This is a genomic window from Rhodococcus sp. IEGM 1406, assembly GCF_030056745.1.
Classification (GTDB): Bacteria; Actinomycetota; Actinomycetes; order Mycobacteriales; family Mycobacteriaceae; genus Rhodococcus_F; species Rhodococcus_F erythropolis.
Genome location: NZ_JASHKO010000001.1, coordinates 1,234,026 through 1,245,467, shown reverse-complemented (window position 1 = coordinate 1,245,467; position 11,442 = coordinate 1,234,026). Strand labels below are relative to the sequence as shown.

The following is an 11,442-nucleotide window of genomic DNA, read 5'->3' as shown; positions in this document are numbered from 1 at the left end:
CAGATCTATTTGACACTTCTTTGTTGTGCACAACTTAACTGTGCGCTACAGTTGTTCTCGTGACCAACCCACTCGCTCTCGAACGCCAGGTCTGCTTCGCCCTCTATTCGGCGTCGCGGGCCACTACGGCCGCGTACCGGGCAATGCTCGAGGTACTGGGAATCACGTATCCCCAGTACCTCGTCCTGTTGACACTCTGGGAACGAGACGGCCGGGGCGTGCGTGAGATCTGTGAGGCACTCGATCTCGATACCGGAACTCTGTCGCCGTTGCTCAAGAGGCTGGAGGGTCTGGGATTCATCGAGCGCCGCCGCCTCACCACGGACGAGCGTCGCGTCGAGATTCACCTGACCGAGGCGGGTTCCACCTTGCGCAGCAAGGCCGAGGACATCCCGGCCAAGCTCGCAGGCGCCACTGGTCTGAGTAACGACGAACTCACCGAACTCCGAGACGTTCTCACTCGTCTCGGTGAGTCACTTCAAGCATCCAACGCCCACTCCGACGGAAAGAAGAAGTCATGAACATCGTCTACACCGCAGAAGCACTTGCCACCGGCGAAGGCCGCAACGGTCACGCTCGCACTTCGGACGGACGCCTCGATCTCGGCCTCGCCATTCCCAAGGAAATGGGTGGCAGCGGCGAAGGCACCAACCCCGAGCAACTCTTTGCCGCCGGATACGCAGCATGCTTCCACTCCGCTCTGCAGATGGTCGCCCGCGCCGAGAAGGCCAACGTGGCTGATTCCGCAGTCGGTGCGCGGGTCGGTATCGGCCCCAACGGCGCAGGAGGCTTCGGACTTGCTGTGACGCTGGAGGTTTCACTCCCCCATCTGCCCCATGATCAGGCCGTCGAGCTGACGGAGAAGGCGCACCAGGTGTGCCCGTACTCCAATGCAACTCGCGGCAACATCGAGGTCACCCTCGAAGTAAGTAAGGACGACGAATGAGCACCACCACTGTCAGCCGGGAAATCCGTCTCGCTTCACGCCCGAACGGTTGGCCAACCTCGGAGAACTTCGCCACCGCCGAAGTAGAACTCCCCGAACTCGAAGACGGCCAGATCCTGGTCCGCAACATCGCCATCTCCGTCGACCCGTATATGCGCGGCCGAATGAACGACGTGAAGTCCTACCTTCCGCCGTTCCAGGTCGGTGCGCCGCTCGACGGTGGTGCTGTCGGCGAGGTCGTCGAATCCAAGTCGGCTGATCGCGCTGTGGGCGACGTTGTCGTCCACGGCCTCGGATGGCGTGAATACGCCATCCTCGACGGATCCGCAGTGACTCCGGCCGACACGTCCATCGCGCCGGCGACGGCCTACCTGGGTGCCCTCGGCATGACTGGCCTCACCGCGTATGCCGGCCTCACCGCGGTTGCGGAGTTCAAGGAAGGCGATACCGTATTCGTCTCCGGCGCAGCCGGTGCCGTCGGATCGCTCGTCGGTCAGATCGCCAAGTTGCTTGGAGCGAAGCGAGTAATCGGCAGCGCCGGTTCACCGGCGAAGGTTGCCCGACTTCTCGAACTCGGATTCGATGCGGCATTCGACTACCACGACGGCCCGATCACCGAACTGCTCGCCGCTGCCGCCCCTGAGGGCATCGACGTGTACTTCGACAACGTCGGTGGCGAGCATCTCGAAGCCGCCATCGATGCCATGAACCAGGGTGGCCGGATTGCCTTGTGCGGAGCCATCGCTCAGTACAACACCACCGAGAAGCCCACCGCTCCCCACAACCTGGCACTGGTGATCGGCAAGCAGCTCACACTGCGCGGATTCCTCGTGGGCGGCTACCGTCACCTCGGTGGCGAGTTCCGCACCCACATGGCAGGGTGGCTCGCCGACAACAAGATTCAGTGGGACGAGACCATCGTCGAAGGCCTGGAGAATGCACCGCAGGCTTTCATCGACCTGATGCGCGGCGCGAACACCGGCAAGATGGTTGTCACGCTGTAACCCGAACAACATCTGGCTCGAACGAATATGAAGGTGGCCGCGAACTTCTCGAAGTTCGCGGCCACCTTCATATCTGAATCAGATCCCGAACGAGACTCCGGTCAACTTCTCCGACAGTGTCCATAAACCCGAGGCTGTCTTCGAATCGTGTGACTTCTTGTTCGACCCCACGACCTTCGGATAACCTCGCTGCTCGAACGGACCGTCCGGTCCGATGTAACTGCCGCCGAAGGCATCCGGCGCGGTTGCCGCCCACAGTTCGGGAAGGGCACCCATCTCCGCGGACTGCGCGAAGATCGAATTGCCGATTCCCATCAGCTTGTCCTGGATCGACTCGGTGTGACCCTGCAGGTTCGTCGACGCGTATCCCGGATGCGAAGCAAGCGCTTTGAGCGAAGATCCCGAGGCCGCAAGCCTGCGTTGAAGTTCGTACGTGAACAACAAATTGGCAAGCTTGGACTGCCCGTAGGCCAACCAGCGGTTGTACTTCCGACGCTCGAAATTGAGATCGTCCAGATCGACAGTTCCGAGCTGATGCAGGGCACTGGACATCGTCACGACACGGTCGGTGAGCTTGTCCTTCAGCAATCCGGTCAACGCGAAGTGCCCGAGATGGTTTGTGCCGATCTGCATTTCGAATCCGTCGACAGTCCGGCGAAACGGAACCGCCATCACGCCGGCGTTGTTCACCAGGACGTCGACCTTCTCCGTTGCGTCGGCAAAGGCTCGTACCGACGACAGATCCGAGAGGTCCAATTTACGGACAACCGCGTTGGGTCCGATCTCGGCGGCTACGGCGTCGGCCTTCGTGGTGTCACGACAGGCGAGGACGACGTCGGCCCCGGCTTTGCCAAGCGCCCGTGCGACTACCTCACCCAGTCCGCTGTTCGCCCCCGTGACGACAAATGTGCGGCCGGTCTGATCGACTACGTCTTCTGCGGTCCATTTGGTCATGCATTCCAGCGTACGTGCCTTACCCGCCGGTAGGGAGGGGTCGCTTTTCGGTCATCGCTTGCGTTTGGCGCGGATCGGCTTTGCACCCGGCAGCGGCGGTGCTGCAGCCACCCTGGGCGACGGGGGCGCAGTCACTCCGGGTGTGGGCGACGATTCAGCTTCCTTCTGCTCCGCCGCGATCCGGCCGTAGACCAAATGCTGTTGTCCCAGCGTCCAGCAGTTGTTACTCACGAAATACAGCAGGATCGCCACGGGCGCGAAAGCACCGAAAGCGATCACACCCACCGGAAACACCCACAATGCGAGCTTGTTCATGATCGCTGTTTGAGGGTTGACGGTTCCGGTGTCCACTTGGCGCGCGATGGACGCCCGCGACGTGAAATGTGTAGCGACGGCGGCGAAGATCATCAGCGGTACGGCAACCAGAACGATGGAGATACGGCTGACGTCGCCGAACGCTTCCAGTTGCGCTGCCGGACTCGAAATCATGGCGGACAACGGCGCGCCGAACAGTTTGGCGTCGAGAAACGACTGCACGTCCGAGGCACTGAAGAAGTAGTTGGCCGTATTCGCGTTGTCCGCCACCGACATCGGTTCGGTCGGGCTCAGAAACGGGACGTGCGATGCCGCTCCAGTCCGATTGAACGATCGCAGGACGTGATAAAGGCCGATGAACACCGGTGCCTGAACGAGCATCGGCAGACAGCCGAGCAACGGACTGTAGTTGTGTTCCTTCTGCAGCTTGGCCATCTCGACAGTGAGTTTCTGCCGGTCACCCGAATACTTCTTCTGCAACGCCTTGATCTGAGGTTGCAGCTTCTGCATCACCAGTTGGGTGCGGACCTGCTTGACGAAGGGTTTGAACAGCAAAGCCTTGAGCGTGAAGACCAGAAATACGACCGACAACGCCCATACGACGCCGTTGTCGGGTGATCCGGAGATCAGTGAAAAGACCTTGTGCCAGAACCAGAGGATTCCGGACACGGGGTAGTAGACAAAATCGAGCATGACGAATGAACCTCACCGAGAGGCACGCTCAGAGAGATGAGAGCGCGGGAATGGTCGTGGACGCAAGACGTCTGACCGACCTACGACGAGTTCACACCCGCCGACGGCCGATCTACAGACCGATTCCCGGAGCTCGAGGCTGTGGACGGCCGGGCGCGTCCGGGCTGCTCTGCCTGCGGAAAGCGCCACGCAGGCAGCGTTCGTCATCAGAGGGGCCAGTGGCCGAAACCGTGCACAGCTGCAGAAGTTCGTACTTCGACGACGTTGCGAGGGCTGCGACCACGAAGACGGCAATCGCAGTTCCCAGCACCGCGGCGCTACCCGACGATCCAAGCGGAGGCACGGCGAGAAGAGCGATGAACGGCAGCAGAAGCAGCAACAGTGACCGTGTCACCGTTCCCGTGCTCCGCTGTTGCATGACTGCGAGAGTACAGAACATCTGCCGAATCCAGCTAGACGCTTGCCTCACGTACTTGTTCGCGCAGCCATTTGTGTGCTGGATCGTGGTCCAGCCGACCGTGCCACTGTTGGTGGATGGTGACGGCCGGTAGTTCGGTCGGCACCGCAAACCAGGCGACATCGAGGCGAGCGGCAAAGTATCGGGCAAGCCTTTCCGGCACCAGTGCAACGAGATCGCTGTCGGCCGCCATGAGCGCCGCCGCAACGGGCGAGGCAACCACCGCGATCACCCGCCGGCGCATTCCGACTGCGGACAACGCGTCGTCGATCGGTCCGTGTGTCCGGCCACGTCTGGATGTCGAGACATGTGGATGCTCACACAACTGCGCGAGTGTCGGCTGAGCCGTGCGGGCCAACGGCGACGACTTCGATACCAAGCCCACATGACGCTCTCGGTAGAGAATCTCACTGCACACATCCGACGACGGCAACGGATCAGTGCCGATATCGAGATCGATCGAACCGTTCCTCAGCGAGTCGACGTCCTCGTTTCCCTCTCCGACACAACGGATTACAGCGTTCGGCGCTTCCGCCGCGAAACGCCTGACCAGAGCCGGGGTGAGGCTGGCCGCCGTGCCCTCGTTGATTCGGACCACGAAAGTCCGCTCGAGCTCTGCTGGTTCGAAGTTCTTGCGGCCGATCAACAGGCCTTGCGCCCCTTCCAGGAGCGATCGGACCTGAGGTGCTGCACGCAACGCAAAGGGCGTCGGTACCAACCCACGCCCGGCACGAACAAAGATCGGGTCACCCATCGCACGCCGGAGACGCCCCAAAGCCCTACTGGTTGCCGGTATCGACAAGTTCAATCGCTCGGCCGCGCCGGTGACACTGCCCTCCGCCACCAGAGCGTCGAACACTCTCAAAAGATTGAGGTCCATATCCATCGCCATAGTTGCACCATACGCAACTATCTACTGCAATCTTTGCATTAGACGCACGTTACCGAGATCCCTACTGTCGTTTCAGTAGCCGAATTGGCTGTCGATCAACAACTCCCGCAATAGAACAAATTTCCGCAAAGAGGTGCGTCTTGTCCACAAATACTTCGATACCGACGGAGAGTCGGGCGAACTCGGACGCGCGACAAGGATTGGTGCTCGCAACGTTGTGCGCGGTCACCGTCCTCGTTATTGCGTTCGTCGCTGCCATCAACCTGGCAGTTCCGCTCCTGACGTCCGGGTCTCTGCATCCTTCCTCGACGCAGCTTCTATGGATCGTCGATTCCTACGTCACGGTCTTCGCCTGTCTGGTGATCCCCTGCGGGGCACTCGGTGATCGCTTCGGACGCAAAGGGGTGCTGACCATCGGGTTGATCCTCTTCGCAGCAGGCGCCGCCGTGTCCGCGAGTTCCCCCACAGTGGCGGTGATGCTGATCGGCCGCTGCGTCACCGGAGTCGGAGCCGCCTGTGTTCTGTCGAACAGCCTCGCAATCCTCATGCACGCGACTCCCCCACAGAAGCGTCCTCGCGCAATTGCCATTTGGGCATCGTCGACCGGATTCGGCGGCGTGGCAGGGAATGTCGGTGGTGGCGCGCTTCTGCAGACCGGGTCCTGGCGCTGGTTGTTCGTCGCCGTCGTACCCATCGCGTTGGCAGGTGCTGCCGCAGTCGCCTATCTCGCTCCTCGCACCCCTCGAAATCACCGCGGTCTCGACCCTGTCGGAACCGTCTTGCTGACGGCGGCGACGTTCGGGTTGCTGGTCGGTGTCATCGAAGGACCCGAAAGTGGTTGGGGCAGCATCACGGTGATCTCAGCATTCGTCGCGTCGGCGGCGCTTTATGCGGCATGGATCATCGTCGAGCTCCGCGTCGAGCAACCCTTGCTGGATCCGCGGTTGTTCCGCCTTCCTCTGCTGCGCGCGGGATGCCTGGGAATGACCGTCGCGTTCTTCGGTCTGTTCGCACTGTTCTACGTCAACGCATCATTTCTGCAGTACGCCAAGGGATTCAGCGTTCTCACCACCGGCCTGGCGGTGATACCGCTGACCATTCCACTGCTGTTCGGTGCTCGCTTCGTGCCGCTGATCTCGGCTCGTCTGGGTTCCACCATCACCGTGGCGGCAGCGTTCGCGTTCATCGGGGTCGGCATGTTCGGGCTGTCGACCAGCACAGCCCACACTCCCTATTTCGCCTACGCGTTGTGGCTCGTCGTCATCGGCATCGGCGCGGCAGCCGCGCTCCCCGTATTGACTCACGACATCGCGGACTCGCTGCCCCTCGAACAGGCAGGCGTCGGTTCAGGACTGCAGGCGACGGCACGAGAATTCGGCAGCGCCTTGGGCGTCGCCGTCATCGGCACCATCTTGACCAGCCGTTTCATCAGCGCATTGCCCGACTCGATGCGCGACGGAGACGGCGCCGCGCCACGCACGGTCGCAGACGGACTCGAGATGGCCGACACTCCCCTCGCTCACGACGCCGTCCTGAGTGCCTTCACCACCGGCGCGGACAGCTCCGTGCGCGTCATCGCGGTCATCACCCTGATCGCCGGCTGCCTGGTCACTGCGCAATCCGCGTGGTCGAACAGAACACGAACGAAGGAGACAGAACAGGTGCACTGACAGCTCGTCCGGCCTGTGATTCCGTCAACATCTGGCCGAACAACTCCGCATCGTCGATAAGCCAATTGTGATTGCCAGGAACCTCGCGAACCTCGGGATCACCCAAGGCGGCGCAGACAGCATGAAAACTCGTTCGCGGAATCACATGATCATCAGCTCCCCACAACACGACAACAGGCATCGCGCGGACTGCGATCTCTTCGAGTGCATCGATGAGATCCGCAGTCCGCGCGAGGTTGCCCGTTTGCCACACTCCATGGGCGTTGCGAAGCGCGTTGAACGCGAACTCGTCGAGTCGAAACTGTGGGATTCTGCGAGCGTGTACCGACTCGGCAGCCTCGACCATCGCCGACACACACCAGTTCCACCACGGACGTTCGCGAATCGGGCGCTCCTGACCACCAGCACTCGACCACACGCCACCACCAACCGAGTTCACCAGAACCAAGCGCGAGACTCGCGTGGGGAAGTCCCGCGCCACTGCTGTCGCTACACCGCCACCGAACGAATGCCCGACGACGGTCACCGGACCGGTAACTCCGGCCGCGTCCAGAAACCGAGTCACCCACGCCGCATAACCTTCGAAGTTGCGATCGGCTCGGTCTAGTTCAGCCGTACCGCCAAGTCCCGGAAGCGCAGGCGCAATCACCCTGGATCCCCGGTGAACGACGGCAGCAAGCGCCGATCCATAGGCGCGAGGGGACAACCCCCAACCGTGCAGAAACAGCACTGTCTCGCCGTGCCCACCGACGCCGAAGTCGACAGGTCGAGAATCGACCACGGCGGTGCGCCACTCGATCAATGCATCGGTTCGACTTGCGGTGACAATCATGATCAAATCCCAGTTCAGGTGAGGTTTTTCTCCGGGTGAAGTATCGAACTCGATATTGCCGCGCACGCACCGGCGCGGCGACGACCGTAGTACCTGCATCGGTACCTACTTCTTTCTTCTGCCACTTCGCGAGACGTCACGATTGCCGACATGCCACTCGAAAACAGGTATGCATCCCGTCCAACTGACCGGCGCGAACACGTCGAGGCGAAACCAGGCTGTGTGTCACAAGCCGAAGCCCGATCACGCCCAGCCGGATACCTGCTTCGGGACGCACCGACGCGAAGGCAACACGAGAAATGTCGCACCACCGATTCACCAGCCCCAGCACGACGAAGAACGCACTCGGAAGGGCGCTTGTCATCGGCGCGCTTTCACTGACAACCCTTGCCGTCAGTATCGACACCGCGAACGCTCAGGCCCCCTTACTTCCGGACTGGAACACCGCCGGAGTTTCCGTCGTCACGAATCCGGCGAAAGTGTCAGCTTTCGCTTCCTCGGATGGAGGCCGCGCATTGGCAGCCGCAGAGTCCAAGATCGGCGCACCGTACGTCTGGGGCGCGACCGGACCGGACTCGTTCGACTGCTCCGGCCTCGTTCAATGGGCCTATGCACAAGCGGGCGTTTCAATTCCGCGAACTACCTACGACCAGGCGGTCGGCGGAGCTCCGATTTCCCGGGACGATCTCCAGCCAGGTGACGTAGTCCTGTACTACGGCGGGGAACATGTGGGGATCTATGCCGGAGGCGGTGAGGTCCTTCACGCCCCGACGTCCGGGGAGTCGGTCAAACGCGCACCCGTGGACTCGATGCCATACTATCTCGCCCGGCGCTACTGATATGTATCACGTCAGCTTGACAAAAAGTCTTGTATCGCAACGATATTCGGGCCGTTCATCACGATCCGAATGCTTGACACTCCCCCATTGCGCGGAATGTGATGCCATCCTCTCCCCCGCGAGCGCGGTCTGCACCAGGTGTCGCGGGGCGCGGTTGGACGTAACGCGGTGTTGCGGAGACGGCACTGTCGTGTCCTGGCGAACGGTTCACGGCGACCCCACGACCGTTCTCGCCATCGTCGAATTGGACGAGGGGCCGTGGCTGTACACGTTGCTCACGGAATCCCCGCGCGCGGATGCGTCCGGACCGCTGCGAGTATTGTTTCAACGGCGAGAACTAGGTAAGCGGTACCCGGTGTTCTGCCTGTGCGGCGACGATCGGGGAGAACTGCAATCGGACTTCAGTTCCGATCTGCTGAACCATTGACCTCGCGCGAGTCACGCTCTTGCGCAGTCGATACCACCCACGCCGCGATCTGCGCTCTGGAGGTGAAGCCCAATTTCGTCAGCACGTGCTCCACGTGCCCCTGTGCTGTCCGTGGCGAAATGACGAGGTGCTCTGCGACAGCGCGGTTGGTGAGGCCCTGAGCAACCAGTTCCGCAACTTGCTGCTCACGACGGGTGAGTCGAATCGCCTCGGTCGACGATGTGTCCGGGACTCTGAGATGCTCGTCGAGCGCGTACGCGACAGCTTCACCCTCGGTCATCACAATTCCCCGGTGAAACTCCTTGTCGAAAGCACTCTTACCCAATGCCTTTTGAGCATCGTTTGCCGCCTTGTCATGGTGGGGTGGCAAGGTCGGAAGCAGCGCGAGCCGACTCCCGACCTTCTGCCAGTACATCGCCGCAGCGCCGAGCAGAACCGCCGATTGCTTCCAATCACGTTGCGCTGCAGCAATCCACGCCAACTGTTCGATACACCACGCCGAGTTCATTGAAGCGGCCGTGGCCCGCAGACTTCGCGCCAAATGGTCACGGGCGTGCTCGAGGTCACCCCGAAACCAATCCACCAGCCCTAGATTGCTCAACGCCGTCGCCTGATACATCACTTCGTGCAGCGGTCCGGTGATGGCAAGGGACTCGTTGAAACACTCCACCGACCGCTCCAGCGCGCCGGTAAAGATGCACGCGAGGCCGAGGGCAACCAAACCGGCCACTTTGTACTCCAGATTCTCGGCTGATTGGAAAACCTTTAGGGCAGCCTCCAACTTCCTGGCGGCAGTGTCGAATTCGCCGGTGAATGTGTCGACATATCCGTCCGCCCATCCAGCCAGGCCTCGAGAGCGTACATCTCCCACGACCTCGGCAAGGCGCCAACTCTCCTCTACCTGTCCGCGCGCCCGGACGAGGTCACCCTGCATCGCATGCGCTACGGCGTCGATACACAGAATTTCCACGCGATACGTGTCCGGCTCCCCATCGGAAGCTCTCAGGGTTCGATCCGCCCAGTGCCGCGCCGAAGCGATCCGACCACCGAGAACCCAGAATTGGTACAGCGCCGCTACCATTCGTGTCGCTGATCGCGTCTGACCCGGCGTCGAGATCGAAAACTCCAGCGCGTCGTAGACGTTGTGCAGTTCACGATCCAGCCGTGCGATCCACGCCGCTTGCCGGTCACTGATCCACTCGGCTTCCGCACGAACGACCAGCGCTTCGAACCAATCACGGTGGCGCCGTCGAAGTTCCACGTAGTCGTTCGAGATCTCGGCCTTCTCTCGTCCGTACTCCCGCAGAAGGTCGAGCAGGTGATAGCGAACGGTGCCGTCGATCTCCTCACGAATGAGGATGGACTTCTCGACCAACGCAGTGACGAGATCGAGCACTTCCGTCGAACTCGAATCCTGCCCGCACACTCCCTCGGCAGCGTCAAGCTCGAACCCGCCGGAAAATACTGTCAGCCGACCCCACAGCTGCTGCTCCGGAGGTGAGCACAAGTCGTAACTCCAATCGATCGACAAGCGCAGGGTCTGCTGACGACTGGGAACATCACGCCCACCGGAAGTCAACAGGCGGTAACGATCCGAAAGCCGATCCATGATCTGCTCCGCCGACATAGATCGCAGCCGAGCAGCAGCCAACTCGATCGGCAACGGCAATCCGTCCAGATCGTGGCAGATACGGGCAACCGCATTTCGGTTCCCTTCGGTCAACACGAAACCCGGCACCACAGTCGCAGCTCGTTCTGCGAACAACAAAACAGACTCGTACCGAGCCAGCCCGTCGAAAGCGCGCGGCCCCCGCAGTTCCGGCGTAGTGAGAGAAGGAACCCGCATCGCCACCTCACCGCCCACACCCAGAGACTCTCGCGACGTCGCCAGAATCTTCACACCGGCACACCGACGCAAGATCGCCCCGGCGAACCCGGCAACCGAATCCACCAGGTGTTCACAGTTGTCGAACACCAACAGCAGACTCCGATCAGCGCAAAAGTCGATCACAGCGCGCAGCGGATCAGACGACGAAACCGGCCGCACCCCCAACGTCACGGCGACGTAGTCCGCGAGCAGATCCGGATCCGACAGCTCCCCCAACTCCACCAACCAGGTACCGTCGCTGAACACCCGCTGCAGCGCACCCGCAAGCCGGATCGCCAGACGCGTCTTGCCCACGCCCCCAACGCCGGTCAGCGTCAACAAACGGGACGACTCGAACAATCTTCTGGCATCGGCCAACTCACGCCGCCGACCGACAAAACTCGTCAACTCCAACGGCAAGTTGCCGACAACCCGATGATCGGCTTCTGCACGCACAGCGGATGCCATCGACCGACTCGCTTTCTGCGATTCCACTCCAAAAGCAACGCTACCCCCGCGAACTGCACCCGAGAAGCGCTAACCACT

General features: G+C 61.5%; 12 protein-coding genes. 6 read left to right on the top strand and 6 right to left on the bottom strand.

Translation table 11 applies throughout. From position 1 onward, the window contains the following. The first annotated feature begins 59 nt into the window (after positions 1-59). The 3 genes from QM596_RS06060 to QM596_RS06050 are packed head-to-tail and all read left to right on the top strand — an operon-like array spanning position 60 to position 1,950. Positions 60-521, top strand: coding sequence for a MarR family winged helix-turn-helix transcriptional regulator (locus tag QM596_RS06060; RefSeq protein WP_283308376.1), 462 nt, complete (start codon positions 60-62; stop codon positions 519-521). Next, positions 518-946, top strand: a complete 429-nt coding sequence (locus QM596_RS06055; RefSeq protein ID WP_003939720.1) for an organic hydroperoxide resistance protein — start codon at positions 518-520, stop codon at positions 944-946. The genes QM596_RS06060 and QM596_RS06055 overlap by 4 nt, the downstream gene beginning before the upstream one ends. Further along, positions 943-1,950 carry an NADP-dependent oxidoreductase gene (locus tag QM596_RS06050; RefSeq protein ID WP_020970567.1) on the top strand — a complete coding sequence of 336 codons (1,008 nt, stop codon included), beginning with the start codon at positions 943-945 and terminating at the stop codon, positions 1,948-1,950. The genes QM596_RS06055 and QM596_RS06050 overlap by 4 nt, the downstream gene beginning before the upstream one ends. Before the next feature lie 78 nt (positions 1,951-2,028). Here QM596_RS06050 and QM596_RS06045 read toward each other — a convergent pair whose 3' ends face one another. The 4 genes from QM596_RS06045 to QM596_RS06030 all read right to left on the bottom strand — a co-directional run bounded on the left by QM596_RS06045 (position 2,029) and on the right by QM596_RS06030 (position 5,261). Next, a complete protein-coding gene (locus QM596_RS06045; protein WP_020970568.1) occupies positions 2,029-2,904 on the bottom strand; it encodes an oxidoreductase in 876 nt (291 codons plus the stop codon). 51 nt (positions 2,905-2,955) lie between these two features. After that, positions 2,956-3,912, bottom strand: a complete 957-nt coding sequence (gene yidC, locus QM596_RS06040; protein ID WP_269576977.1) for a membrane protein insertase YidC — start codon at positions 3,910-3,912, stop codon at positions 2,956-2,958. Positions 3,913-4,024: 112 nt separating this feature from the next. After that, the gene (locus QM596_RS06035) at positions 4,025-4,330 is read right to left on the bottom strand and encodes a DUF6412 domain-containing protein (RefSeq protein WP_021345368.1); all 306 of its coding nucleotides are present in this window, start codon (positions 4,328-4,330) and stop codon (positions 4,025-4,027) included. A 34-nt stretch (positions 4,331-4,364) separates the two neighbouring features. Then, positions 4,365-5,261, bottom strand: a complete 897-nt coding sequence (locus QM596_RS06030) for a LysR family transcriptional regulator (RefSeq protein WP_283308374.1) — start codon at positions 5,259-5,261, stop codon at positions 4,365-4,367. A 203-nt stretch (positions 5,262-5,464) separates the two neighbouring features. Here QM596_RS06030 and QM596_RS06025 point away from each other — a divergent pair, with 203 nt between their 5' ends. Next, positions 5,465-6,931, top strand: coding sequence for an MFS transporter (locus tag QM596_RS06025; protein ID WP_283308372.1), 1,467 nt, complete (start codon positions 5,465-5,467; stop codon positions 6,929-6,931). Here the strand turns inward: QM596_RS06025 and QM596_RS06020 are convergent. Further along, positions 6,870-7,763, bottom strand: coding sequence for an alpha/beta fold hydrolase (locus tag QM596_RS06020; RefSeq protein WP_283308371.1), 894 nt, complete (start codon positions 7,761-7,763; stop codon positions 6,870-6,872). The two genes, QM596_RS06025 and QM596_RS06020, sit on opposite strands and share 62 nt — an antisense overlap. A gap of 299 nt (positions 7,764-8,062) precedes the next feature. On the opposite strand from QM596_RS06020, the gene QM596_RS06015 reads away from it, so the two are divergent. Both QM596_RS06015 and QM596_RS06010 read left to right on the top strand, forming a co-directional pair. Next, complete coding sequence (locus tag QM596_RS06015) at positions 8,063-8,602, top strand: C40 family peptidase (RefSeq protein ID WP_021332140.1); 540 nt, start codon at positions 8,063-8,065, stop codon at positions 8,600-8,602. Positions 8,603-8,792: 190 nt separating this feature from the next. Then, positions 8,793-9,029, top strand: a complete 237-nt coding sequence (locus tag QM596_RS06010) for a PhlB family protein (RefSeq protein WP_020970572.1) — start codon at positions 8,793-8,795, stop codon at positions 9,027-9,029. On the opposite strand, the gene QM596_RS06005 is transcribed toward QM596_RS06010, so the two are convergent. Continuing rightward, complete coding sequence (locus tag QM596_RS06005; protein WP_283308370.1) at positions 9,004-11,364, bottom strand: ATP-binding protein; 2,361 nt, start codon at positions 11,362-11,364, stop codon at positions 9,004-9,006. The genes QM596_RS06010 and QM596_RS06005 overlap by 26 nt on opposite strands. Positions 11,365-11,442 lie beyond the last annotated feature (78 nt).

Bases quoted from the DNA above. Each gene is read 5' to 3' on its own strand.
- QM596_RS06005 (WP_283308370.1), bottom strand. From the start codon at position 11,364: ATGGCATCCGCTGTGCGTGCAGAAGCCGATCATCGGGTTGTCGGCAAC.
- QM596_RS06035 (WP_021345368.1), bottom strand. From the start codon at position 4,330: ATGCAACAGCGGAGCACGGGAACGGTGACACGGTCACTGTTGCTGCTT.
- QM596_RS06050 (WP_020970567.1), top strand. From the start codon at position 943: ATGAGCACCACCACTGTCAGCCGGGAAATCCGTCTCGCTTCACGCCCG.
- QM596_RS06015 (WP_021332140.1), top strand. From the start codon at position 8,063: ATGTCGCACCACCGATTCACCAGCCCCAGCACGACGAAGAACGCACTC.
- QM596_RS06030 (WP_283308374.1), bottom strand. From the start codon at position 5,261: ATGGCGATGGATATGGACCTCAATCTTTTGAGAGTGTTCGACGCTCTG.
- QM596_RS06055 (WP_003939720.1), top strand. From the start codon at position 518: ATGAACATCGTCTACACCGCAGAAGCACTTGCCACCGGCGAAGGCCGC.
- QM596_RS06045 (WP_020970568.1), bottom strand. From the start codon at position 2,904: ATGACCAAATGGACCGCAGAAGACGTAGTCGATCAGACCGGCCGCACA.
- yidC (WP_269576977.1), bottom strand. From the start codon at position 3,912: ATGCTCGATTTTGTCTACTACCCCGTGTCCGGAATCCTCTGGTTCTGG.
- QM596_RS06020 (WP_283308371.1), bottom strand. From the start codon at position 7,763: ATGATTGTCACCGCAAGTCGAACCGATGCATTGATCGAGTGGCGCACC.